13 protein-coding genes are annotated in these 26,671 nt (G+C 67.6%); 9 read left to right on the forward strand and 4 right to left on the reverse strand.

Annotated features, from left to right (window positions below; translation table 11 throughout):
• Window positions 1-47: 47 nt before the first annotated feature.
• Both ACUDCK_RS13020 and ACUDCK_RS13025 read right to left on the reverse strand, forming a co-directional pair.
• Entirely contained in the window at window positions 48-431 is a 384-nt protein-coding gene (locus ACUDCK_RS13020; protein ID WP_175167874.1) for an AtuA-related protein, read from the reverse strand.
• Window positions 428-1,786: an acyclic terpene utilization AtuA family protein gene (locus ACUDCK_RS13025; RefSeq protein ID WP_054502620.1), complete on the reverse strand. Its 1,359-nt coding sequence runs from the start codon at window positions 1,784-1,786 to the stop codon at window positions 428-430. The genes ACUDCK_RS13020 and ACUDCK_RS13025 overlap by 4 nt, the downstream gene beginning before the upstream one ends.
• Before the next feature lie 91 nt (window positions 1,787-1,877).
• Between ACUDCK_RS13025 and ACUDCK_RS13030 the strand changes: the two genes are divergently transcribed.
• Window positions 1,878-2,792, forward strand: coding sequence for a LysR family transcriptional regulator (locus ACUDCK_RS13030; protein ID WP_064522968.1), 915 nt, complete (start codon window positions 1,878-1,880; stop codon window positions 2,790-2,792).
• A gap of 37 nt (window positions 2,793-2,829) precedes the next feature.
• Here ACUDCK_RS13030 and ACUDCK_RS13035 read toward each other — a convergent pair whose 3' ends face one another.
• Window positions 2,830-4,074, reverse strand: coding sequence for a hypothetical protein (locus ACUDCK_RS13035; protein ID WP_175167873.1), 1,245 nt, complete (start codon window positions 4,072-4,074; stop codon window positions 2,830-2,832).
• Window positions 4,075-4,210: 136 nt separating this feature from the next.
• Complete coding sequence (locus ACUDCK_RS13040) at window positions 4,211-4,684, reverse strand: YbjN domain-containing protein (protein WP_116791208.1); 474 nt, start codon at window positions 4,682-4,684, stop codon at window positions 4,211-4,213.
• A gap of 184 nt (window positions 4,685-4,868) precedes the next feature.
• Here ACUDCK_RS13040 and ACUDCK_RS13045 point away from each other — a divergent pair, with 184 nt between their 5' ends.
• The 8 genes from ACUDCK_RS13045 to ACUDCK_RS13080 all read left to right on the forward strand — a co-directional run bounded on the left by ACUDCK_RS13045 (window position 4,869) and on the right by ACUDCK_RS13080 (window position 26,634).
• A complete protein-coding gene (locus ACUDCK_RS13045) occupies window positions 4,869-5,255 on the forward strand; it encodes a Rid family detoxifying hydrolase (RefSeq protein ID WP_054502616.1) in 387 nt (128 codons plus the stop codon).
• A gap of 40 nt (window positions 5,256-5,295) precedes the next feature.
• Complete coding sequence (recG, locus tag ACUDCK_RS13050; protein ID WP_054502615.1) at window positions 5,296-7,386, forward strand: ATP-dependent DNA helicase RecG; 2,091 nt, start codon at window positions 5,296-5,298, stop codon at window positions 7,384-7,386.
• Between the two features lie 81 nt (window positions 7,387-7,467).
• Complete coding sequence (locus tag ACUDCK_RS13055; protein ID WP_054502614.1) at window positions 7,468-8,418, forward strand: LysR substrate-binding domain-containing protein; 951 nt, start codon at window positions 7,468-7,470, stop codon at window positions 8,416-8,418.
• A 120-nt stretch (window positions 8,419-8,538) separates the two neighbouring features.
• Entirely contained in the window at window positions 8,539-9,039 is a 501-nt protein-coding gene (locus ACUDCK_RS13060) for a Dps family protein (RefSeq protein ID WP_006386428.1), read from the forward strand.
• 380 nt (window positions 9,040-9,419) lie between these two features.
• A complete protein-coding gene (locus ACUDCK_RS13065) occupies window positions 9,420-20,099 on the forward strand; it encodes an autotransporter-associated beta strand repeat-containing protein (protein WP_445659316.1) in 10,680 nt (3,559 codons plus the stop codon).
• A 724-nt stretch (window positions 20,100-20,823) separates the two neighbouring features.
• Window positions 20,824-22,053 carry a nucleotide sugar dehydrogenase gene (locus ACUDCK_RS13070; protein ID WP_231133006.1) on the forward strand — a complete coding sequence of 410 codons (1,230 nt, stop codon included), beginning with the start codon at window positions 20,824-20,826 and terminating at the stop codon, window positions 22,051-22,053.
• A 40-nt stretch (window positions 22,054-22,093) separates the two neighbouring features.
• Window positions 22,094-24,574 carry a hypothetical protein gene (locus ACUDCK_RS13075; protein WP_064526642.1) on the forward strand — a complete coding sequence of 827 codons (2,481 nt, stop codon included), beginning with the start codon at window positions 22,094-22,096 and terminating at the stop codon, window positions 24,572-24,574.
• Complete coding sequence (locus ACUDCK_RS13080) at window positions 24,571-26,634, forward strand: glycosyltransferase (RefSeq protein ID WP_054502609.1); 2,064 nt, start codon at window positions 24,571-24,573, stop codon at window positions 26,632-26,634. The genes ACUDCK_RS13075 and ACUDCK_RS13080 overlap by 4 nt, the downstream gene beginning before the upstream one ends.
• The last annotated feature ends 37 nt before the right edge of the window (window positions 26,635-26,671 follow it).

The raw sequence follows: 26,671 nt of genomic DNA on the forward strand, positions 1-26,671 counted from the left end.
CTCCTGTCGTGTGTTGTGTGTGTTGTTGTCGTGGTGGTGCGGCGGGGTCAGGCGGGGGCGGGGCGGTCCTCCGGAATGTCGGGCAGGCGGGCGGCCAGCGTGGCGCTGACCGGCACCGTCATGTCCAGCAGGCGGAAAGACAGGCTCTTGCCGTGCGCGTCCAGGTTGAGCGCGTCGTTGACCCCGCCGTCCAGCACGCCTTCGAGCACGAAGTTCATGGCGTGCAGGGTCGGCAGCAGGTAGCGGGTGACGCGGGCCGGCTGGCGATAGGCGAACCAGGCGGCCACGCGCGCTTCGGTGACCTGCGCGGCCAGCACTTCATAGCATTCGGGGTCCCAGGCGATCAGGCTGAGGTTGGAGGTGTCGCCTTTGTCGCCGGAGCGGCTGTGCGCCAGGCGGTACAGGGGGACGGTCATCGACGGGGTGTTCATTGCGGGATCTCGTCCAGGAAGCGCCAGCCGCTGGGCACGGCATCGCGGGGGATGGTGCAGGACACCATGTTCAGGCGCGGGCGCAGCGCCGTGCGCACGCCGCCGCCGCCGGCCGGGCCGCAGGTGTAGAGCGCGGTGACTTCGCGCAGCACGCGTTCGGCGATGGCGCGATCGGTGTGCTCGCCGGCGATCCGCAGGCGCACATCGCGGGCATGTCCGGCCGCCTGGCCCTGCCGCAAGGCGCCGGCGTCGTTGTCCAGGATGCTGATGGCGCCGATGAGGTCGGCGCGCAGGCGCAGCGCCGAGCCGATGCGTTGGCGCACGATGTCGGCGGCGAGCCGGGCGCGCGCCTCGGCCTGCACGCCGGCGTAGGAAATCTCGGCCTCGGCCAGCCAGCCGCCGTGGTGGCAGACGTTGACCTTCAGTTCCGCGGGGCGCGCGTGGCCGGTGATGCCACGCACGGCGACGCGGTCGGGGCCCAGTTCCTCGACCCGCGCCTGGCTGAGGTCGGCTGTCACGTCGGGCGTCAGGTAGCGGGCCGGGTCGTGCACTTCGTACAGCAACTGTTCCTTGACCGTGCGGGCGTTCACCGCGCCGCCGGTGTCGGCGGCCTTGCCGATGACGAACTCGCCGTCGGCGTCGATCTCGGCGATGGGAAAGCCGGCGGCGTGCACGTCCGGCACTTCCTTCAGGCCGGGCACGCAGAAATAGCCGCCGGTGACCTGCAGGCCGCATTCGAGCATGTGGCCGGCCATGGTGGCGCGACCCAGGCGCGGCCAGTCTTGCGCGTCCCAGCCGAAATGGGCCAGCGCCGGGCCCAGCGTCAGCGACGGATCGGCGACGCGGCCGGCGACCACGATCTGCGCGCCGGCTGCCAGCGCCTGCGCGATCTCGCTGGCGCCCAGGTACGCGGTGGCGCTGACCACCTCGACCCCGTCGAGCGCCGCGCCCAGGCGTTGCCGCAGCAGGTCGCGCTGTGCCGGTGTGTCGAGCGCGTCGCCATGGATCACGGCGATGCGCGGCGCCGGCAGGCCCTGCTGCGCCGCCAGTTCGGCAATGCGGCGCGCCGCGCCCACCGGGTTGGCGGCGCCGAAGTTGCTGACGATGGCGATGCCGTGGCGCAGGCAGTCGGCCAGCACCGGCGCCACCAGTTCGTCCAGCAGCGGCTCGTAGCCGCGGCGCGGGTCGGCATTGCGCGCCAGTTGCGCCAGCGCCAGGGTGCGCTCGGCCAGCGTTTCGAAGATCAGCGTGCCGCCGCCCCGGGCAGCCAGCGTACGCACCACGGCGGCGGCGCCGTCGCTGCGATCGCCGGAGAAGCCGGAGGCGCAACCGATGAGCAGGGGAGAGGAAGGCATAAAAGTCGCGTGAGGGAAGCCGGAGCCCACTATAGGCAGCGTCCGATCATCCGTAAAATAGAAATATCGGATCAATTAATCCAAAAAAGCCATGAATCTATCCGCCCGGCAATTGCGCGCTTTCGTGGCCCTGGCCGAAGAAAGGCACTTCACCCGCGCCGCCCAGCGCTGCCATCTGACGCAGCCGGCCTTCAGCGCGTTGATCCGGCAACTGGAAGACAGCGCCGGCCTGCGGCTGTTCGACCGCAACACCCGCAATGTGGAGCTGACGGCCGAAGGGCGCGTGCTGGACGCGTCGGCGCGCCGCCTGCTGGCCGATATGGACCTGGTGATGGAAGACCTGCGCGATCACGCCGCCCGCCGTCGCGGCCGGGTGGCGCTGGCCGCGCTGCCGTCGCTGGCGGCGGGTTGGCTGCCGCCGCTGCTGGCGAGGTTCCGCGAGCAGCATCCGGGCATCGCGGTGGACCTGCGCGACGCCTTGCTCGACCCGTGCCTGGACATGGTGCGCGACGGCCAGGTGGACTTCGCGGTGGCTTCGCGACGCCCGGACATGAGCGACCTGGACAGCGAGTTCCTGCACGCCGATCGCTATTTCCTGGTGTGCCGCGCCGATCATCCGCTGGCTGCGCAGGCGCGGGTGCGCCTGCGCGACGTGGCGCGTTACGCGGTGATCCAGTTGGCGCGCAACAGCAGCGTGCGCAAGCATCTGGACGCGGCCTTCGGCGCCGACGCGCCGCCGCCGGTGTTCGAGGTCGAGCACCTGGCCACGGTCACCGGGCTGGTGCGCGCCGGCCTGGGCGTGGCGGTGGTGCCGGCGATGACGCTGTTCCACTTCGGCGGCACGGACCTGCGCATCGTGCCGCTGGCGGGCAAGGCGCTGCTGCGGCCGCTGTATCTGGTGTGGCGCCAGGGCCGCAGCCTGCCGCTGGCGGCGCAGGCGCTGTACGACCTGCTGTGGGCCAGCCGGGCGGAGATCGGCGGCCCGCCCCTGGCGGACCGCCGTTGACGCCGGGCGGGCAGGGCGCCGGATGGGGCGAGCGGCGCTAGGCCGTCAGCTTGCCGCGAGCCAGGGCCAGCAGTTCGTCGGGGTGTTCGGCGATGCGCGTGCGGGCGGCGTCGGCGCGTTCGGTGCGGGCCTGGGTCTGGACGGCGGTTTCCAGCGTGCCTTCCTGGAAGGTGAAGTGACGGGCGATGTCGGCCAGCGCATTGGCATGGACCGCCATGTCCGCGTGGGCCGCCACGATCGGCACGCCATTGTGTTCGCCGATCTTGACCAGTACCTGCCCGACCGCCATGTGCTCGGCTTCCGCGCGCGCCAGGTCATTGGCGTCCGGACCATGCGGGTCGACGAAGGCGTTGTCGACGGAGACCAGGTACATGGCGGGGGACGCGGCGTCCAGCTTGGTGGTGACCGAGATGACGCCGGCATCGGTGACCGCTTCGCCCGCGTTCAGGCGCCTGAGCAACTCGGTGTTGTGGTCGTTGGTGGCCAGGGTGCGGGCATAAACCTTGGGCTCGCCCGACGGCGTGGGGGGCGTCAGCACCCGCAGTTCCAGCCCGGCGATCAGTTTCTCGCGGGATATGTCGCGGGCATCGTGGGTGTCGCGCGGGGGGCGGGATTCTCCCGTCCTGAGCGGCGCGTCGCCGCGTAGCGCCTGGTTGAAATCGCGACCGTTGAACGGGGGCGGCACGTGGTTGTCGTCCACGCTGCCGCCATCGGTCTGCGCCTGCTGGTACATCCACATGGCCAGATCCGCCTCCGGCGGCATCTGGTCGGCCACGCTCTTGGGCACGCCGAGGCTGGTCGCGGTCTCGCTGGCGCGTTGCTGGTGGAAGCGGACCGCCGCCTGGGCATCGCCCTGGAAGGGTTGCGCCGAGGGGCGTTTGAAGCTGTGGTCGCCCAGATAGGCGTAGACCTCTTTGGCGCGCTCGGGGGCGACGGTCGGCAAGGGCGGCGAGGCCGTGCCGGTCTGCCCGAACAGGGCCGAGACCGCGTTGACGAGGGCGTCGACCGCGATGCGCAGCAGGCCGGGGCCTTGCGAGGATGGCGTGGCGGGACTGGGCGGCGTGCGGTGGCCCTGGGTGCCGGCGGTCGAATGGCCGCGTGAACGCTGGATGCCGCCCGTGGTGGTGCCCGTGCAGCCAGTGCCACGAGTGCCACGGGTGCCCCCGGTGCCTCCGGTGTGTCCGGTGTGTCCGGTGCGTCCGGTACCCCCCGGCGGAATGGATGACGAGCTGTAGCGCCGCATCTGGATGTGGGTGCCCACCGGCCGGGAGCGGGTACTCAAGTTCTGGCGCCGCATGAACGACGAGACGATTTGTCTCTGGGTGCGGTTGGTGACCACACGTCTGGCGGAGTCCGCGATTTTGGGGGTTTGGCTGGTCAGGAGTCGGGAAATGCTTTGCATGGCGGGTCTCCCGGGGTCAGGCGCGCAGGACGCCGGGCGCCTGGCCGAACGGCTCCGCGCTGGCGGCGGCGGTGGCCACGGGCAGGGCGTCGCGATAGGCATCGAGCGCCTTGCCCGCCAGCACGGCGAAATTGCCCAGGACGTTCTGAAAACTGGTTTCGTCCATGTCCGGCAGGTCCACAACCCAGCGGTACAGCACGACCTGTTCCTGCGGCTCCAGCGCGAAGGCGCCCGGCAGCAGATCCGGGTCGCAATTGAGCTGCAGGACGTTGCGCAGCAGGGTCGGGTGGACGTCGGCATCCAGGGCGTCGACCTGGACCGCCAGGATGAACACCTCGCTGTTCTCGGGCGGGTGGGCCAGGATGATGGCTTCCGGGAACGGGGATATGCTCAAGACCGTGATGCCGGTCTGTTCGAATTCGTCCGAGTCTTGCGCGCCGGTGGCCTGGCGAATCCAATCCTTGAGGGTGACGCGATAGTCCTGGGCCATGATGTTTTCCTTGGGTGGGAATGCCGGTGGGCGATGCCGGGGCGGTCCGCATTGCGTTTTTCCGTCCCGAAGTGTGGGTAACATGGACGGTTCGGGGGTTCCCTGGCATAGAGCCTTTCGCAAAACCCTATTGCCGATTAAAATCCGATAGTTGTAGCTATCCGTCACCAGAAGGATTCCGCCCATGAGCAAGCAAATCATCCATACCGACGCCGCGCCCGCCGCCGTTGGCCCTTACTCGCAAGCGGTTGCCGTCACTGGCACCAAGACCGTCTACCTTTCGGGCCAGATCGGCCTCGAGCCCGGTACCGGCGACCTGGTCTCCGAGAATTTCGATGCGCAGGTGCGCCAGGCCTTCGCCAACATGACGGCCGTGGTCGAAGCGGCCGGCGGCACGCTGGACAATGTGGTCAAGCTGACGCTGTTCCTGACCGACCTGGGCAAGTTCACCGCCGCCAACGCCATCATGGCCGAACTCATTCCGCAGCCGTTCCCGGCCCGTTCGACGGTCGGCGTGGCCAGCCTGCCCAAGGGCGCGCAGTTCGAGGTCGAGGCCGTCCTGGTCCTGTAACGCCCGCCCACGCGCGTTTTCCCCCGGGGTTTCCTCCCATATGCCGGCCGCGGCAGTGGCTACCAAGCGATCCGGCGCCGATTCCAAAGGCGCCGGCAAAGCCATGACGGATACGGAGCGCAAGCTGCGTAACCTGGGTCTGGTGCTGCCCGAGGACTTCGTGCTGCACCTGCCGCTGCGCTACGAGGACGAAACCCGGGTCATCCCGATCAGCCAGTTACGGCCGGGCTTCGCCGGCCAGGTCGAAGGCGAGATCACCAAATCCGAAGTGCTGTACCGGCCGCGGCGCCAACTGACCGCGACGCTGGCCGATGACAGCGGCGAATTGCAGTTGCGCTGGCTGAATTTCTACCCCAGCCAGCAGAAGCAGGTCACGGTCGGCAGGCGGCTGCGCGCGCGCGGCGAGGTCCGTGGCGGTCTGTTCGGGCGCGAGATGGTGCATCCGCGCCTGACCAACGCCGACGCGCCGCTGCCCACCGCGCTGACGCCCGTCTATCCCACCACCGAGGGCCTGCCGCAGTTGACGCTGCGGCGCGCCATCGCGCAGGCGCTGGACCGCGCCGACCTGTCCGATACGCTGCCGCCGCAGGCGCTGGCGCGTTACGACCTGGCGCCGTTCGAGCCGGCGATCCGCGCGTTGCACACGCCGGCGCAGGGCGAGTCCGAGGCGGCCCTGCTGGAGCGCGTGCATCCCGCCTGGCGCCGCATCAAGTTCGATGAGTTGCTGGCCCAGCAGTTGTCGCTGGCCGCGGCGCGCGCCGCGCGGCGCGTCAAGGAAGCCGAGGCGCTGCCGGCGCGCGACGAGCCGGGCGGCCTGGTGGACCGGCTGTACCAGGCGCTTCCCTTCAAGCTGACCGGGGCGCAGCAGCGCGTGGTGGCCGAGATTTCGGCGGACCTGGCGCGGCCGTATCCGATGCATCGCCTGCTGCAGGGCGATGTCGGCAGCGGCAAGACCGTGGTCGCCGCGATCGCCGCGGCCCAGGCCATTGCCGGCGGCGCGCAGGTGGCGCTGATGGCGCCCACCGAAATCCTGGCCGAGCAGCATTTCCGCAAGCTGGTGTCGTGGCTGCAGCCGCTGGGCGTGAACGTTGCGTGGCTCAGCGGCAGCCTGACGGCCAAGGCGCGGCGCGAGGCCGCCGCCGCGGCGGCCGACGGCAGCGTGCAACTGGTGGTGGGCACCCAGGCCCTGATCCAGGACCACGTCGAGTTCCACCGGCTGGGGCTGTCGATCGTCGACGAGCAGCACCGCTTCGGCGTCGGCCAGCGCCTGGCGCTGACGCGCAAGGGCGAGACGGTGCGCGGCCGCATCGTGCCGCACCAGCTCAACATGAGCGCCACGCCGATTCCTCGCACGCTGGCCATGACCTTCTTCGCCGACCTGGACGTGTCGGTGATCGATGAACTGCCGCCGGGCCGCACGCCGGTGCTGACCAAGCTGGTGTCGGACGCGCGCCGCGAGGAGGTCATCGCCCATATCGCCCAGGCCGCGCGCGGCGGCCGGCAGGCCTATTGGGTCTGTCCGCTGGTCGAGGAAAGCGAAGCCCTCGAGTTGCAGACCGCCGTCGACACCTACGAGGGCATGCGCGCCGACCTGCCGGACCTGCGCATCGGCCTGGTGCACGGCCGCCTGCCGCAGGCCGAGAAGGCCGCCGTGATGCAGGCCTTCCGCGAGGGCGAGATCGACCTGCTGGTGGCGACCACCGTGATCGAGGTCGGGGTGGACGTGCCCAATGCCTCGATGATGGTCATCGAACACGCCGAGCGCTTCGGGCTGGCGCAACTGCACCAACTGCGCGGCCGGGTGGGGCGCGGCACCGCTGAGTCCGTCTGCGTCCTGATCTACCAGACGCCGTTGTCGCAGGTGGCGCGCGAGCGCCTGCGCGCCATGTTCGAAACCTCGGATGGCTTCGAGATTGCGCGCCGCGACCTGGAGCTGCGCGGTCCGGGCGAATTCCTGGGCACGCGCCAGTCCGGCATGGCGTTGCTGCGTTTCGCCGATCTGGAAACCGACGCCGAGATCGCCGAGCAGGCGCGCGACGCCGCGGTGTGGCTGCGCGCCGAACATCCCGCCGCCGTCGAGGCACACCTGGCCCGCTGGATGCGGGGCAGGGAAGACTTCCTGCGCACCTAGCGGAGGGGCTTTCCGATGACCTTTTCATTTTCCAGCGCGGCCCGCCGGGCGCGCGCTCAACTCCCGGGGGCGTAGTCCACCATGACTCTCACCGAACTGAAATACATCGTGGCGGTGGCGCGCGAGCGCCATTTCGGCCGGGCGGCCGAGGCCTGTTTCGTCAGCCAGCCCACGCTGTCGGTGGCGATCCGCAAGCTCGAGGACGAGCTGGGCGTGACGCTGTTCGAGCGGGGCGGGGCCGAAGTGGGCGTGACGCCCATCGGCCAGCGCATCGTCGCCCAGGCCCAGAAGGTGCTGGAAGAGAGCGCCAGCATCAAGGAGATCGCGCGCCAGGGCCACGACCCGCTGGCCGGTCCGTTGCGGGTCGGCGTGATCCACACCATCGGCCCGTACCTGCTGCCGCGCCTGGTGCCAGTGCAGATCGGACGCACGCCGCAGATGCCGCTGCTGCTGCAGGAGAACTTCACCGTGCGCCTGGTGGAGCTGCTGCGCCAGGGCGAGATCGATTGCGCCATCATGGCGCTGCCGCTGCCCGAAGCGGGGCTGGTGATGCAGCCGCTGTACGACGAGCCGTTCGTGGTGGCGGTGCCGCAGGACCACGAGCTGGCGCAGCGCGAGTCGATCGACGCGCAGGACCTGAAGCAGCAGACCATGCTGCTGCTGGGCAGCGGCCACTGTTTCCGCGACCAGGTGCTGGAGGTGTGTCCGGAGCTGTCGCGCTTCTCGGCCGCCAGCGACGGCATCCAGCGCACCTTCGAGGGATCTTCGCTGGAGACCATCCGCCACATGGTCGCGGCCGGGATCGGCGTGACGGTGCTGCCGGTGACGGCGGTGCCGGAGCAGCCGCCGGCCAACAGCCTGCTGCGCTACCTGCCGTTCGAGGGCCACGTGCCCGAGCGTCGCGTGGTGCTGGCCTGGCGCCGCAGCTTCCCGCGGCTGGCGGCGATCGAGGCGCTGGCCCAGGCGGTGTACGAATGCGAACTGCCTGGCGTGCGGATGCTGTCGGACGAAGCCGCGGCCGTGCAGGACTGAAGAGAATACGAGCGGATTTGCGCTCGATCAAGCCGCATGGCGGCGGCCGGCGGCAGCGCCGGATTGTCGCAATCGCGGTGTTATCCTCGTTTTGTCTACCAACCCCACAGGGAGCTAGCAATGGCAAAGTCCTCCAAGAAGACCCCCAGCGTTCCGCGCATCAACATCGGCATTTCGGACAAGGACCGCGCCGCCGTCGCCGGCGAGCTGTCCAAGCTGCTGGCCGACTCGTACACCTTGTACCTGATGACGCACAACTTCCACTGGAACGTCACGGGGCCCATGTTCAACACGCTGCACCTGATGTTCATGACCCAGTACACCGAGTCGTGGAACGCGCTGGACAGCATCGCCGAACGCATCCGCGCCCTGGGCCACTACGCGCCGGGCACGTATCGCGAGTACGCCAAGCTGTCGTCCATCGCCGAGCCGGAATCCGTGCCCGAAGCGCTGGAAATGGTGCGCCTGCTGGTCAACGCCAATGAGTCGGTCGCCAAGACCGCCCGCGCCGCCTTCGAGAAGGCCGACGCCGCCAACGACCAGCCGACCGCCGACCTGCTGACCCAGCGCCTGGACGTGCACGAAAAGAACGCCTGGATGCTGCGCAGCCTGCTGCAGTAAGCATGGAGATGGCGCCCGCCGCGGGCGCCTGCGACACCCCAAGCCGGCGCCTCGTGGCGCCGGTTTTTTTTGCGTGCGGACAAGGCCGGGCCACGGGGCGGATGGCGCGCCGATTGATGGCTGCGGCCACGCAACGGCGCAATGTCCGCTTTGCGGCTGTCCCGCATTTTTGCGGGGGCGGCAGCGCGCTATACCGGATCGATGATATGTCGGGCTGGTCCGCCGACGTATAAGTGACTGCTGCCCGCCTCCGGTTTTCCTCCTGTTTGCCTACCTAGAATTTTCATCGCGTCTGCCCTCAGGCAATGCGCATGTTCGTTCATTTCCGGAGGAGGTGCGTCGAGCGTCGTCGATGACGCTCGACGCCTGTGTAGGCAACCATGACCATATCCCATTGGCCCGAGCCGTTCGCGACATGCGCGGCCTTGAAAAAAGATTCCGCCGGCACGCCGTCCGCGCCACGTGTTCCGTTTCGCCTGAACCGGACGACCGCGGCGCTCTGCGCCGGCCTGATGGTCTCTGGCTCCTTTTCCACCGCGATCGCCGCGACCGGCGTGCAGACCGTCAGCCTGCCCGCCCAGGAGGATCCGTATTCACTGGAAGAGGTGGACGGGCTGGGCGCGACGGGCAGCTCCGCCTATGTGATCAGCAGCCCTGACGGGGCCGATGTCGAGGCGAACCGGGTGTCCGTCGATGGACGCACGGTGGTCACGGGGGGCAAGGGGAGCGGGGTGTATACGACAGGAGGCAGCGCGATTCGGGGGGCGGGGTTCAGCGTTTCCAATGCGGGCATTCTTCTGGGCGGCTCCGGCGGTGATAGTGCTCGGTCAGGATGGAACGTCACCGCCGCTGCCTCGGCGGGAAGCGCAATCAGCGGAAGCCGCCTGAACATCACGAACCGTCTGGTCATTCAGGGCGGTTCGGGTTCTTCAGGGATGGGGGACTATTACAGCTGGGGGCAACCCTATAGTTCCGCGGCTCCAGGCGGCTTGGGCGGGAATGGAATCCAGGGTGACGGCCTGCGAATCATCAACGCTGGCGGCGCCCAGATATTGGGCGGAGCAGGGGGCGCGGGTGGAAGGGTTTCCCTTGCCGGGCGTGGCGCTGCCGGGGGGGATGGCGGCACCGCTATCAGTGGCAGCAACCTCACCATCATCAATAGCGGCGACATCGAAAAGGGCGCGGGCGGGGCTGGCACGGGAATCGCTAAGTCAGGCCGGGACGGCGCCGCCATCTCCCTGACGGGGGGCGAGAATTCCCTCACGCTCGAAGCGGGCTCGAGCATCGACGGCAATATCGTGCTGTCGCATGACGACAAGACGCTGGGCGCGCCGCGCTTGTCGATCCTCAACCGAGGCGGTAGCTCGGCCCGGGTAAAGGGCGACGTCATCGTCGGCGCGGGCGCCGATGCCGGATTCGCCGGCAATCCGATGACAGTGGACGGCAGCGTCAGGTTGGGCGATGGCGCGATGTTGTCCATCACGTCGGCGAGCGCGCCGTCGGGCGAATCGCCGGCAAGCATGCAGGCCAGAACCGTCAGCATCGGTACGGATGTCGGCTTTAACCTGTCCGGGGTCGGGCAGGGCAGCGCGACGGACGCGTTGCTGTTCAGCGCGACGGGCGGAAAGATCGAAGGCGATTTCGCCCATGTCGCCATCGGCGGGAAAAAGGCGGCGCACGACGCCGCCGACCCGACCCAATGGATCTCGGACTATCTGACCCTGCGTACCCGCAAGTCCGACGACGGCGAGCATTTCCTGGGGAGCTGGCGGCTGGCCTGGTTCGACACGCCGCCCAAGGCGCATGGCACGTTCCTGATCGGTGACGACGAGGCGTTTACCGTGGGCGCGGCGCTGAGCAAGGTGGAGGCCACCGATGACTGGGACGGCAACAGCCTGACCAAGCAGGGGCCGGGCACGCTGATCCTGAGCGGCGACAACACCTACAGCGGCGATACCGTGGTGGAGGCGGGCACGCTGCGCGTGGGCAACAACGGCGCGACGGGCGCCGTGGCGGGAAACATCGTCAATCAGGGCGAGCTGGTCTTTGAGCGTAGCGACGCGGCGACCTACGCGGGCGTGATTTCGGGCGCGGGCACGGTGACGCAGGCCGGCACCGGCGCCCTGACATTGAGCAACCAGAACACCTACACCGGCGCCACCGCCATCACCGCCGGCACGCTCTATACCGCGGTGGCGGACGCCATGGCCTACAGCACGGCGCTGTCCGTGTGGGCCGACGCGGAGTGGAACCTGGACGGCCATTCGCAGACGCTCGCCGCCGGCGCGACGCTCACGAATCGCGGCGTCATCCGGACGGCGGGCGCCGACCTGCGCGGCAGCGACCTGACCTTCACCAACACCAATCGCGGCAGCATCGATGCGGGCGATGGCGCGCTGGTCCTGACTGGCGGCGCCAATACCCTGACGCTCGAACGCGGGGCCAGGATGGCCGGCGGCGTGAAACTGTCCGCGGGCGCGGATGCGGATCATCTCACTGCCTTGCGCATTGTCAACAATGTCGATTCCCTGGTGAGCGGCACGTTGACGGCGGCCGCGCATACCCGCCTTACCCTGGCCGGCAAGGGATTGACGTTCAGCGGCGACGCCGCGCTGGGGGCCGGCGCCTTGGCCTTCGAGCCGGGCAGCAGCCTGAGCGCGCGCGCGGTTTCGTTCGATGAGGGCGCCACGGTATCCGCCGGCCTGACGGGGTGGGATCAGCACCCGGTGAGGCTGATCACCACCACCGGTGGCATCACGGGGGCATGGCGCGCCGGCGAGGTGCTGGTGAACGGCTCGGCCGCTCCGGAGTACGGCTACCTCAACACCGACGGGCGCAACATGCAGTACTCCTTGCGCTGGGACGGGTTGGATGCGGCGGCCAGCGGCACGTTCCACGTGGCCGATGGCAAGACCTTCGAGGTGACGGGCGCGCTCTCGAACAATACGGCGCAGGTCAATCCCGACTGGGATGGCCGGCGCCTGACCAAGGCCGGCGGCGGCACCTTGGTTCTCAGCGCCGACAATCTTTACGACGCGGGCACGCGCGTCCTGGAAGGCACGTTGCAGTTGGGCAAGGGCGGCGCCACCGGCAGCGTGCAGGGGGACATCGTCAACGAGGGCTTGCTGGTGTTCGACCATGGCGCCGAGGCGGCCGCGTACGCCGGGCAGATTTCGGGCTCGGGTTCGGTGGCCAAGAACGGCGCCGGCACGATGACGCTGACCGGCGACCACCTTTACACCGGGCGCACCACCATCAATGCCGGCACGCTGCGGATTGGCGATGGCGGCGCCACCGGCTCCCTGCAAGCCAATGTCGCCAACAACGCCGCGCTCGTCTTCAACCGCGGCGACAGCCTGACCTATGGCGGCAGGCTGTCCGGCACAGGCAGCCTGACGCAGGCCGGCGCCGGGACGCTGATCCTGACCGGCACCAATATCTATTCCGGCGATACCCGCGTCGATGCCGGCACCCTGCAATTCGGGGCGCCCGGCGCCGACACGTCCCTCAATGTGTTGAGCGGCGGGATCACGGTCGCGCCGGGCGCGACATTGGCCAGGGACCCGTCGGCGACGCTACGGGTCGGCGGCAACGTGATGATCGGGGCGGGCTCGACGCTGCTGCTGCGGGACACGATGCAAATCACCTCGTCTTCGCCGGGGCTGACGATGGGCACGCTGAACATCGGCGCCGACGCCACCCTGCATCTGCCCAACTTCGTCGACAGGCCTGCCGCTGAAGTCGAGTTGTTCCGTTCGGCTGGCGGCATCGGGGGCGACTTTGCCCATGTTGTGTTGGGCGAGGCGTACGTGCCCGAGGCGGACTATCGCAAGCTGACCGTCAGGAAATCGGGCAGCAGCTTCCTGGCCGGGTACGGCTTGAGCTGGTATGCGCACCCCTCCATGTCGCACGGCACCTTCACGCTCGATACCGACGACACGGTCAGTGAGGCGCTCAAGGATGTGGCGGCCAGTACCGATCCGGACAAGCGCTGGAATGGCGCCAGCCTGACCAAGCAGGGGCTCGGGACGCTGACCCTGACTGGCGAGAACAGCTACCGGGGCGGCACCGTGGTGCGCGCGGGCACGCTGCGCATCGGCGACGGCGGCACGGCGGGCGTCGTCACGGGAAACATGTCCATCGAGGATGGCGCCGCGCTGGTCTTCGATCATAGCGATGATGTCGCGGTTTTCATGGGCACCATCGCAGGGGCGGGCACGATCACCAAGAAAGGGACCAATACCTTGTCGCTCTGGGCCGATGGCCGGGGCTATGCCGGCGTCACCACGATCGAGGGCGGCACGCTGAAGGTTGGCTCTTCCGGATATGGAGGATACACGCTGGCGATGCTGGCCGGGGACATCATCGACCACGGCACACTGGAATTCCGCGCCGTCAGTGGTCAGTACAACGACGTGATCTCCGGCTCCGGCGGCGTCAAGGTGACGAGCAGCGCTGTCACGTTTGTCGGCGAAAATTCCTACAGCGGTCTTACTACCCTCGACAACGGAAGGCTCTATATCGGCAACCGTGGCACGACCGGTTCCCTGGCTGGAGACATCCACATTCAATCCGGCTCGGTGGGCTTTCAGCGCTCCGATGCGTTGGAATACGGTGGGGTGATTTCCGGGGCAGGGAGTGTTGCACAGGGCAATCTCTACGGCGGGGGCGGCGGTACGCTGACGCTGACCGGTGACAACAGCTATACCGGCGGCACATCGATCTACGGTGGCACGCTACGCATCGGCAAGGGCGGCACCGCGGGCTCGGTGGTGGGGAACATTTCCAACAGCGGCGCGCTGGTTTTCGACCGCAGCGACGATGTGCAATACACGGGCGTGGTTTCAGGTGGCGGCAGCGTCACCCAGGACGGCGGCGGCCGCCTGTTGCTGACGGCGGCGAACACCTATACCGGAGACACCCTCATCAACGCCGGCGTGCTGCAGTTGGGCGATGGCGGCGCGGGCGGTTCGGTTGCGGGCAATATCGTCAACAACGCCACGCTGATCTTTGACCGCGGCAATGCGGTCACGTACGCGGGCAGGATTTCCGGCAATGGCGAGCTCATCAAGCAGGGCGCCAACACCCTGACGCTGGGCGCAAGCAATACCTATGGCGGCTCGACCGCCATCAATGCCGGCACCTTGAAGTTCGCCGGTGGCGCAATCGCCGCCAACACGCTGGGTGGCCGGGTGGCCGTGGCTGACGGCGCCAGTCTCGCGATCCAGGTGCCGGCCAGCGTCCGTGTTTCGGACCAGGTGGCCTTGCGGCAAGGGTCCACGCTGGCCCTGCAGGATGCCATGAAGGGCATCGCGTCCGGCCCCGGCCTGGCGGCCAGCAAGGTGTCGATCGGCGACGATGTCACCTTGGCGCTGTCCGGCATCGCCCACAAGATCCAGCGCGACGTGCTGTTGTTCAGCGCCGACGAGGCCATCGAGGGAGAGTTCTCGCGTGTCGCCACGGACGGATTCGAAAGGCCGGTCGATTACCTGACGCTGACCACCCGCAAATCCGACGACGGCAAGCAGTACCTGGCGGACTATGACCTGACCTGGCTGCTTGGCAATGGCCAGGCGGACGGCCTGTTCACCATCGCCACCGGACTTGCGCAGACCATTGAAGACGCGCTCACGAACGCCGACGCCAATACCGCCACGGGTTGGGACGGCAGCAGCCTGACCAAGCAGGGAGGGGGAACGCTGGTCCTGACCGGCGACAACACCTACACCGGCGCCACCACGATCGCGGCCGGGACGCTGGCGCTGGGCGCTGGCGGGGCCACGGGTTCGGTGACGGGCGATGTCGTCAACCAGGGCGCGCTGGTCTTCAATCGCGGCGATGCCGTGACTTATTCGGGCGAGATTTCAGGCGCTGGAACGGTCACCAAGAAAGGCAGCAACACCCTGACCTTGACCGGTGATAACACCTACACCGGCCGCACCACCATCGAAGCCGGCTCGTTGCGGGTGGGCGACGGCGGCGCGAGCGGCGCCCTGGCGGGCGACATCGCCTTCCAGAATGCCTCAGGCTCGCTGGTGTTCGACCGCAGCGATGCCTCGCGGTATGGGGGCGTCGTCTCCGGCGCTGTCGGCGTCGCAAAGAACGGCGCCGGCACGCTCGTCCTGTCGGGAGACAATACCTATACCGGCGGCACCGTCATCAACGCCGGCGCGCTGCAGCTTGGCGACGGCGGCGGCGGCGGGTCGGTGCGCGGAAACATCGTCAACAATGGCGCGTTGGTGTTCGACCACGGCAGCGAAGCGCTAAACACGGGCGATATTTCGGGCACGGGCACGGTGATCCAGACCGGCGCCGGCGTGCAGGTGCTTGGTGGCGGCAATAGCTACAGTGGCGATACGGCGATCCGGGCTGGCACTTTGCGGTTCGGCAATGGCACGGCGGCCGTCAGTACGCTCGCCGGCGGGATCGATGTGGCCGATGGCGCCACGTTGTCGGTGCACGCGCCCGCGACCGTCGCCTTGTCCGGCGCCGTGGTTCTCGAAAATGGGGCGACGCTGTCCATGTTGGACCCGCTGAAAAGCGGCGCGCCGTTCGGCAATCTGACGGCCTCCAAGGTGCGTATCGGCGATAACGTCTCGCTCGATCTGTCCGGCTTCGTGCACAAGCCCAACCAGACCAAGGTGCTGTTCAGCGCGGCGGATGGCATCGAAGGCGACTTTGCACGCGTCAGGTCGGACGGATTCCAGAAGAAGGTCGACTATCTGACGGTGGTCACCCGAAAATCCGAGGACCAAAAACGCTACCTGGCCAGTTACGGCCTGAGCTGGCTGGCCGACAACGGGCTGGAGCATGGCACCTTCACCCTGGCCGCCGGCGAGCAGGATACCGTGGACGTGTCGTTGATGGATGTGAAACCGTCCGCGCATTGGGACGGCGCCAGCCTGACCAAACAAGGGGCCGGCATGCTGACGCTGACCGGCGATCACATCTACAGCGGCGACACCACGATCGTCGCCGGCACGCTGGCGTTGGGCGCGGGCGGCAACACCGGCTCGATCACAGGCGATATCGCCAACCGGGGCACGTTGGTTTTCAATCGTGCCAACGCGGCAACCTACGCGGGTGTGATCTCGGGCGCGGGGGTTGTCACGAAGAAGGGGCCCAATGTCCTGACGCTGGCGGGCGATAACACCTACACCGGACTGACCACCGTGGAAGGCGGCACGCTGCGCATCGGTGATGGCGGTACAAGCGGCTCCCTGGCCAGCGATGTCACTTTCACGGGCCTGGGCAGCATGGTGTTTGACCGCAGCGATGCGTCGCAGTACGCGGGCGTGATCAAGGGGGGCGGCGTGGGGGTTCAAAAGAATGGCGCCGGCACCCTGATCCTGTCCGGCGATAACACGTATACCGGTAACACCGTCATCAATGCAGGCGTTCTGCAGCTTGGCGACGGAAGGGTGAGCGGGTCGGTGGGAGGCGCCATCGTGAACAACGCCGTCCTGGCCTTTGATCGCAGCGATGCGGTGACCTTCTCGAATGCGATCTCAGGCACGGGTGACGTGATCAAGCGCGGCAACAACACCCTCACTTTGCGCTACGGCTCGACCCATAAGGGTGAGACCCGCATCGAGGCGGGAACGCTCAAGATCGGCGTGGCGAACGCATTCGCGCAGTCCTCCGGTCTGACCGTGGCGCCTGGCGCCATCCTCAACCTGGGGGGACCCGGCTACCAGGCGATTCGCCAGTTGGACAACCGCGGCATCATCCTGTTCAACGACCAGGGCGCGCCCGCGGCCGGGGGCGGCATCCAGGTGGTCGGAAACATGCGCCACGGCGGCATGCTGATGCTGAACACTTGCGCCGACTGCGCCGGCCAGGTCTACGTACAGGACGGAGACTGGGTCGGAGACGGTGGCACCGTGTCTTTCGGCACGGTGCTCGGCGGCGACGCCAGCAAGACGGACCAACTGCGGATCAGTGGCGCTGCGAGCGGCACGACTTATGTCGTGGTGACCAACGAGGGAGGGGCCGGCGCGCAGACGATCGAGGGGATCGAACTTATTCGGACCGGGACTTCCACGGCGGACGCCTTCGTACAAAGAGGCCGCATCGCCGCCGGCGCCTATGACTACCATCTGCAAAAGGGGTCGGCTTCGGGGAAGAACGAGAACAACTGGTATCTGACGAGTTTCATCGCGCCGCCGGAAAAACCAAGCGAGCCGCCTGCCGACGAGCCTGAGGCGCCGCCCGTCGACGAGCCGGCAGTCCCGCCTGTCGATGCGCCAGTGGTGCCGCCTGCGGAGAAGCCGTCGGTTCCGCCTGTTGACAAACCGGAGGTCCCGCCTGTTGATGGGCCGGTGGTGCCGCCGACTGACAAGCCGGAGGCTCCGCCCGTTGAGACGCCGTCGGTGCCGCCCGCTGACAAGCCGGAGGTTCCGTCCGTTGATGCGCCGCCGGTGCCGCCTGCTGACAAGCCGGAGGTCCCGTCCGTTGATGCGCCAGTGGTGCCGCCGACTGACAAACCGGAGGCTCCGCCCGTTGATGCGCCCGTGGTACCGCCGACTGACCAGCCGGAGGCTCCGCCCGTTGAGACGCCGTCGGTGCCGCCTGCCGACAAGCCGGAGGTTCCGCCCGTTGAGGCGCCGTCGGTGCCGCCTGCCGACAAGCCGGAGGTTCCGCCCGTTGATGCGCCAGTGGTACCGCCCACTGACAAGCCGGAGGCTCCGCCTGCTGAGACGCCGTCGGTGCCGCCCGCTGACAAGCCGGAGGTCCCGCCTGCCGACAAGCCGGAGGTTCCGCCCGTTGATGCGCCAGTGGTACCGCCCACTGACAAGCCGGAGGCTCCGCCTGCTGAGACGCCGTCGGTGCCGCCCGCTGACAAGCCGGAGGTCCCGCCTGCCGACAAGCCGGAGGTTCCGCCCGTTGATGCGCCAGTGGTACCGCCCACTGACAAGCCGGAGGCTCCGCCTGCTGAGACGCCGTCGGTGCCGCCCGCTGACAAGCCGGAGGTCCCGCCTGCCGACAAGCCGGAGGTTCCGTCCGTTGATGCGCCGCCGGTCCCGCCTGCCGACAAGCCGGAGGTTCCGTCCGTTGATGCGCCGCCGGTGCCGCCTGCTGATAAGCCGGAGGTTCCGCCCGTTGATGCGCCAGAGGTACCGCCGACTGACAAGCCGGAGGCTCCGCCCGCTGAGGCGCCGTCGTTGCCGCCTGCTGACAAGCCGGAGGTTCCGTCCGTTGACGCGCCCGTGGTGCCGCCTGCTGATAAACCGGAGGTTCCGCCCGTTGAGACGCCGTCGGTGCCGCCCACTGACAAGCCGGAGGTTCCGTCCGTTGACGCGCCCGTGGTGCCGCCTGCTGATAAACCGGAGGTTCCGCCCGTTGAGACGCCGCCGGTGCCGCCTGCTGACAAGCCGGAGGTTCCGCCCGTTGATGCGCCGCCGGTGCCGCCTGCTGACAAGCCGGAGGCTCCGCCCGCTGAGGCGCCGTCGTTGCCGCCTGCTGACAAGCCGGAGGTTCCGTCCGTTGATGCGCCCGTGGTGCTGCCTGCTGACAAGCCGGAGGTTCCGCCCGTTGATGCGCCGGAGGTACCGCCAACTGACAAGCCGGAGGCTCCGTCCGTTGACGCGCCCGTGGTGCCGCCCACTGACAAGCCGGAGGTTCCGTCCGTTGATGCGCCCGTGGTGCCGCCTGCTGATAAACCGGAGGTTCCGCCCGTCGATGCGCCCGGGGTGCCGCCTGCTGACAAGCCGGAGGTTCCGCCCGTTGATGCCCCGCCGGTGCCGCCTGCTGACAAGCCGGAGGCTCCGCCCGCTGAGGCGCCGTCGTTGCCGCCCGCTGACAAGCCGGAGGTTCCGTCCGTTGATGCGCCCGTGGTGCTGCCTGCTGACAAGCCGGAGGTTCCGCCCGTTGATGCGCCGGAGGTACCGCCGACTGACAAGCCGGACGTTCCGCCCGTTGAGACGCCGTCGGTGCCGCCCACTGACAAGCCGGAAGTCCCGCCCGTTGAGGCGCCTGGGGTGCCGCCTGCCGATATGCCCGCGATACCGCCGGCGGACAAGCCCGTCATTGAGCCGGGCGACGATCACGCGAGCGGGGGAGTCGGCGTTGGAAGGGTTCGTGTCCACCGCCCGGAAATGGGCAGCTACGCCGCCAATATGGCCGCGGCGGGTACGCTGTTCGATATGAGCCTGAGCGACCGCCAGAGCGCGGAATCCGTCGATCCCGTTACGGGCGCCCACGGCCACGGCTGGGCCAGAATGGCCTCCGGACGCAGCCGCGGGAGTCTGTCGGACGGGCAGAATCGGTACTCGGCGGACCGGAGCATGCTCCAACTGGGGGGATCGTTCGCGGGGGGCGCTTTCGGCGGCCGAGACGCTTGGCAGTTGGGCGTCATGGCTGGCTACGGCAGTCACCGCAGCAAGACTCGCAACCGCCTGTCAGGGTACCAATCCCGCGGTGATGTGGTGGGCTATGGCTTGGGCCTGTATGGGACCTGGTATCAGGACGCGTCGGCCCGCAGCGGCCTGTATGTGGACAGTTGGGCGCTCTACAACCGATTCGACAATACGGTCAAGGGCGAGGGTCTGGCCGCGGAGAAATACAAGAGCCAAGGCATCACCGGGTCCGTGGAAGTGGGCTATGTGCTGGAGACGGGCGCCTATGCGACCCGAGGTGGTAGGGAGAACCGATATGCAGTCCGGCCGCAGGCGCAAGTCATCTGGTCGGGGGTGAAAGCCGGCGAGCACACGGAACGTACCGGGACGACGGTGAAGGGCGTGGGGGGCGACAAACTGCAGACCCGTCTGGGCGCGCGATTCTCCATGACCAGCCGGCAGGCGTCGCCGGACCCGGCAAAAGCGGGCGGGTTCGAGACCTTCCTGGAGGTTAACTGGGTGCACACGCCCAGGCCCTACGGCGTCAGCGTGGACGACACCCGGGTCTTGATCCAGGGGAGCAAGCACGTGGTCGAGATGTCTGCGGGCGTGCAGGGCGAGCTGAACGAGCGGGTGAGCATCTCGGCGAACCTGATGCAGCGCCATGGTAGCCAGGGCTATCGCGACACGCAGGGCGGGGTGAGCCTGAAGCTCCGCTTCTAATCCCGGCCTCTCGGGGCGCGCCAGGCGCGCCCCGAGAGGGGGCGCACTTGTTGAAATGTGTAATCCACCGGCCTGTCATGGGTGGAAGTCATTTCAATATCAGGACAGATTTGCGCGGCCAGGGTGCGACGGCATTTTGGCGCCGCGCGCGTATGCCATGACACGGGGTGCGCGGTCAATGGCGAATAGGGGGTGCCGATTTACCCCTAGCACGATATCCCCGGTTATTTCGGACGCGATCAGTGACCTGAAGTTGCAATAACGACATTTTCCCTTGGGGGCGTCCAAAGATACCCACGGAGAATACTCATTGCTTGCAGTTTGATTAAACCAAGATAAGAAAACGACTTTAAATATATTCTTACAAGACAAAAGGTCTCATTTATTTCCATATGTATGGAAAAAGAGATTATTTCAGGGATTTCCCCACGTTTATTACGACCGCGGCGACTTATTTCCATAGCATCGAAAACTTTTAGAAAAAAATTTGCTGCCGCCGCAGCCTACGATTCGTTGGCTCGCTGCCCACCGGTATGACCGGGTATCGAGTTGTAATCAAATTTGAATGTGACGTCCACCCAGCCGCCAATATGCGATTCGATTTCGCATGGGTTATTTGGTTCCTGGGTGTCGATTTTTTGATGTATTCGACACGACGAAAACAGTGAGGTCCCCCGTGGTAAAGAGAATCGCAGTATGCGGCCTTGGATATGTCGGCCTGCCCGTGGCCGTGGCATTTTCCAGGCGCTTTGATGTCGTCGGCTTTGATGTGGACAAGCGGCGGATCACGAGCCTGAAACAGGGAGAGGACTGGACCGGCGAGATCGAGCGTGAGGCATTGCTGGCGTCCCCCATGCAGTTCACCGACCAGGTGAGCGAACTGGAAGGCTGCGATTTCTTCGTTGTCGCCGTGCCGACGCCGGTCGATGAAAAGAATAATCCCGATTTTTCGCTGCTGGTGCGGGCCTGCCGCTCGATCGGCCCCGTGCTGCGGCCCGGATGCATCGTGGTTTTCGAATCCACGGTGCACCCCGGGGCGACCGAGGAAATCTGCGGACCGGAGCTGGAAAAGGCCTCGGGCCTGCGCTGCGGCGTCGATTTCAAGCTCGGCTACAGCCCCGAGCGGATCAATCCGGGCGACCGCGAGCACCCGTTGGAGAAGATCGTCAAGATCGTGTCCGGCCAGGACGAGGAATCGCTGGAGATCATCGCCGGCGTCTACGAACAGATTATCGATGCGGGCGTGCACCGCGCTTCCTCGATCAAGGTGGCGGAAGCCGCCAAGGTGCTGGAAAACACGCAGCGCGACATCAACATCGCCCTGATGAACGAGATGTCCAAGATCTGCGATCTGGTCGGCATCCGCACCGCCGAAGTGCTGGCGGCCGCCGGCACCAAGTGGAATTTCCTCAAGTTCACGCCCGGGCTGGTCGGCGGCCACTGCATCGGCGTCGACCCCTACTACCTGACGTCCAAGGCGCAGGAACTGGGCTACCACCCCGAAGTCATCCTGTCGGGCCGTCGTATCAACGACGGCATGGCCAGCCACGTGGCCTCGCGAGTGGTGCAGACCCTGGCCCGCAATGGCCGCCTGAATGCCGCGACCCGGGTCGGCATCCTGGGCATGACGTTCAAGGAAAACGTGCCCGACATCCGCAATTCGAAGGTCGTCGACCTGTACCGCGCGCTTGGCGAGTACGGCATCACGCCGGTGGCCTGCGACCCGATGGTCGACGTCGAGCAGATGCGGCATGAGTACGGCATCAGCCTGGTCAATCGAGAGGAGTTCCGCGACATGGATGTGCTGATCCTGGCGGTGCCGCACCGCGAAACCATGGACACCCTCTGGGAAGACCTGCCGCAACTGGTCAAGGCCGACGGCATGGTCTGCGACCTGAAGTCCGTGCTGGACAGCCGCCGGCTGCCGTCCGGCCTCTTGTACTGGACGCTCTGAGTCCAGGCCCGCAACCCATCAAACACAGGAGAGGCCCGGAATGACCGCCTTTACCATTGCCCCGATTGGAACCTGCCGCATCCACACGCCGTTGCGTGATGCCGTGGGTCGCTATCCGATCAAGCAGCAGCTTGGTCGCAACTACGGTTTCGTGCACACCAGCGCCGAGGCGCTGCAGCAAGCCCGCTTCATGTTTGGCCAGGCCGAGATTCCCGCCGACGTGCAGCGCGTGATCTTCCGTCCGTCCAACGGCGAGCAGGCCCGGCGCGGCGTGCACAAGCCGGCCGACCTGTACATGGTCGAACTGTCCTCGCGCAAGCTGCTGACCGTCGACGGCTATCCCATCCAGTCCAACTACCTGGTGCGCTACTTCAGCGAGTTCTTCGCCGACCGCGCGCGGACCCGCACGTTCTGGTCCCAGGCCAGCGACGAGCGGCTGGCCGAGCGCCGCGCGTGGCTGGACCAGGATCCGGTCTTCAAGAGCCTGTCGGCGGACAACCGCGACCTGCTCGCGCGCATCGTCAAGCGTGAACAGACGGATGACGAGATCGCGCAGCAGATGCAGGCGCTGGTCGATCTGCTGGGCCGCGACAAGGTGGTGTTCGTCACGCACGTCAACGCCATGACGCCCGACAATGTGCCGATCGAGCAGCGGGCGCAGTTGATCGCGGCCGTGACCGCCAGCGCCCAGCACATCGGCGTGCCTTGCTACGACCCAACCCCGCTGATGAACAAGATCGGCCAGGCGGACGCGCTGGAGGACGGCGGGCTGGACCTGACGCACTACACCCCGCTGTTTGCCGAACGCCTGTACACCGAATGGTTCAAGACCTTCGTGCGCCCGCGCATGAGCGCCTCCACGCCGCAGTCCGCCGTGCCCAAGCTGGGCGCCGAGGAAAGCGTCGAGCGCATCGAGAAGCTCTGGGACGCCGGCGAACTGCGCGAGGCCTCGCGCCGGCTGCGCGACGTGCTGCGCCGGCATCCAGGCCTGCCCGACCACACGCTGCTGTTCGCGCGCATCCAGGAAGAGCTGGGCGATTACGAAGGCTCGCTGGCATTGCTGGACGGCGCCGATGGCGCGCTGGCCACCGGCAGCAAGGCCGAGCAGATCCTGATGCGCAACCATTTCAAGCTGGGACGCCACGAGCTTGCGCACTCGCTCGCCGCCGGCCTGCTGGGCGACGAGATCGAAACGCCGGAAATCGTGCGCATCGCGGCGATCTCCGCCGGCCACCTGGGGTTCGTGGACGAGGCGCTGGGCAACTGGAAGCAATTGTTCCGCATCTCCTCGCCCCAGGATCCCACCGCCACAGAGGCGGCCGACACCGTGCTGTCGCTGCTGCAGGCGGGCAGCGATATGGACGCCGTCCTGCGCTGGGTCCATGAAGTGCGCGCCGCCATCCCGTCGCATGGCCGTAGTTTCGCGATGCTGTGGCGCGACCGGCTGATCGCCGGAGACCGCGCCGGCCTGCGCGCGCTGGCCTTTGAATCGCCCGCGCTCAAGGACGTGGAAGCGCTGGAACTGGTCAAGGAAGCGACCTGGCGCGGTTGCATCATGGCCGCGGCCGCGCTGGCCGTGTCGTGCAAACTGGCCGACAGCGAACAGGAAGACATTTCCGGCTGGCTGCGCACGCAGTCCGCGGCGTGGGCCGAGGAGGGCACCCAGGCGCTGGAGGAAGGCCGGCTGCGCGATGCCGCCGAGCGCATCTGCGCGCACCGCCTGCTCAATCCGGACGCCCTGGCCGGCGTGCGCGCGCAGCGCGCCTTTGAACGCGCCATGCGCCTGGGCGTGCGGGCCGCGCTGGTGGCGGGCAACCACAAGGAAGTGATCGACCTGACCGACATCGCGCTCGATACCCAGGTCGAGTTCCCCGAGTTGCACGCCATGCGTGGACGCGCGGCCGACGCGCTGGGCGACAAACAGACCGCCATGCGGCACCTGGAGCAGGCCGCGGCAAACGAATCCGCGCCGTTCAGCACGCAATTGCATTTCGCACGGGTGGCGTTCAACGGCGGCTGGTTCGGCGAGGCCATCGACGCCTACAAGATGGTCCTGGCGCATGCCTCGGCGGACCAGAGCGCCAAGGACGAGGCCGAGCGCCAGCTCGGACGGCTCGGACCGCGCGCCATTCGCGGCGCCCGTGAAATCCTGGCGGCCGGCGATCCCAAGGCCGCCTGGGACCTGTTGGATCGTGTGGCGCAATCGTGGCCCGGGATGCCGGAGGTCGACCACGAGAAGCGGCGCATCCTGGCCGTGCTGTACGCGGAAGCGCGCGCGCTGGAGTCGTCCAGCACCACCGAGCGCCTGGCCTTGGGCGAGCGCATCCTGCAACTGGTGCCCGACGATCCCATCGGCCTGCGTCTGGCCGCGGTCGGCGCCATGCGCCTGCACCGCTTCGAACAGGCCCTGCCTTACTGGCGCGCGCTTCAGGAGCGTTCCGACAACCCTGCCCAGTACGATCACTACATCGAGCGCTGCCAGGTGTGGATCGACAAGGCCAACCGCAGGAAGGCCGCATGAATCCGCCGCTGATTACCGAACGCGAGGAAGCCGCCTCGTCCGAGCTCCAGCAGGTCCAGGCGCGGCTGGAGGAAATCGTCGCGGCATCGGTGCGGGTCCAGGTCGCGCAGGCGAACCTGGCCGACGCGCAGACGTTGGCGCGCGGCCACCTGGCCGACCCCAAGGTCCGCTTCCTGCTGCTCAGGTTGAAAGAGGCGGCGGGCCTGAACGAGGGCATGTCCGAACAGTGGGCCACGCTGCTGCGCGAATGCCCCGATGACCTGGAGATCGTGCGCTACCGGGCGACCCGCCTGGTCAAGGAGCGCCATGTCGATGAGGCGCTGGCCCTGGTCGAGCGGCACCTGCCGGAATCCACGGACAATCCCTCCAGGCTGTTCGCCCGCGCCAAGCTGTTGAGCGACATCCGCGCGCACGCGCAGTCGGACGAGCTGTTTCGCCGGCTGATCCTGCAGCATACGGATCGCAACATCCGCGTCGAGTTCGCCAAGCGCCTGCGCAAGCGCGGCCTGCTGGCGGACGCGTTCGAGGTCATCGCGCCCGTGGCCAGGCACCTTGCGCCTGGCAGCAAGGCGGCGGAACTGGCCAACGGCCTGGCCAGCGACTACGCCTTCTACCAGCGCCTGGAGCCCGAAAGCGCGCTGGCGGGAAAGGACATCAGGATCGTGTCGATGAAGCACGCCATCCTGCATTTCCGTCATCGGCAGATCCCGGAATATTCTCCGGAGAAGCCGGTTTCGGTCGCCCTGGTGACCGGCAGCCTGGGCCCGGGCGGCGCCGAGCGCCAATTGACGCGGCTGGCCGGAGAGCTGGCCCGCATGGCGGACGCGCCCGATGCCGGAGCGGCCGACGCGCCGATGAAGCCGGAAAAGGTCGAAGTGCTGGTCAAGCAGCACACCGAGCCGGCCGGTTCCACCAAGAAGCAGGGACTGGACTTCTTCCTGTCCGTGCTGGTCAAGGCGCGGATTCCGGTCACGGAAATCAACAAGTTGCCGGCGATCTCGGTGGCTCACCAGTCGGTGCCGGATGGCAGCCTGGGCCGCCTGCTGGAGCAGTTGCCGCCGCCGGTCCACTACGGCGTGACGCGGCTGGCGCCCGTGCTGCGCGCCAGCACGTTCGACGTGGTGAGCCTGTGGCAGGACGGCACCTGCCTGTTCGGCGCCCTGGCGGCGCTGCTGGCCGGCGCTCCAACCATTCACCTGGTGTTCCGTGGCTTGCCGCCGAACATCCGCAAGGACCGCTTCCGCGAAGAGTACCCGGAGCTGTACCAGGCCCTGGCCCAGGTGCCCGGCGTGCATTTCGTCAGCAACAGCCGCAAGGCCGCCGAAGCCTATGCCGAGTGGCTCGGCATCCCCATCGTGCGCTTCCATGTGCTGTACAACGGCGTGCCGGACCTGACCACCGACGCCGCGCAGGCCGACCAGGAAAAGTGGCGGGCCTTCCAGGAAAGCACGGCCGACGCCACGGAAACCATCGGCGGCGTATTCCGCCTGGAGCCGGACAAACGCCCTCAGCTTTGGATCAAGCTGGCCGCCATGTACCTGAAACAGCGTCCGCGTGCGCGCTTTGTCATCGTCGGCGATGGCCGGCTGCACGACAACATCGTGGCGTTGGCGGAAGAACTGCGCGTGATGGATCGACTGCTGCTCGTCGGCCTGTCGAACCACGTGGGCTACTGGTATTCGCAAATGGACGCCAAGGTCCTGCTGTCGCGCTACGAAGGCCTGCCCAACGTGCTGATCGAAGCCCAGTTGCTGGGGGTGCCGGTCGTCTCGACGCCGGCCGGCGGCGCGGGCGAGTGCTTCGAGGAAGACCAGACGGGCCACCTGCTGGGCGATGTCGAGCATCCCGACCTGCATGAGGCTTGCGACAAAGTCGCCTCGATCGTCGATCGGGTGCGCGCCGACGAGAGCCTGAAAGCCCAAAGCCGCAAGCGGGCGCAGACCCTGTTTTCGCTGGAGGCGATGCTGGCCAAGTTCCTGAGCCTGTGCATGCCGCTCATGCCAGAGTCGGAGAACGACGCGAGCATGGAACTGCCCCCGATGCGTCTCAAACAGGCTTGAGCGTCCGCCAGCCCCATCCTGGTCCTGAAGATAAAGG

The sequence above is a fragment of the Achromobacter sp. CF-sbj1-Ac2-l genome (assembly GCF_052698165.1).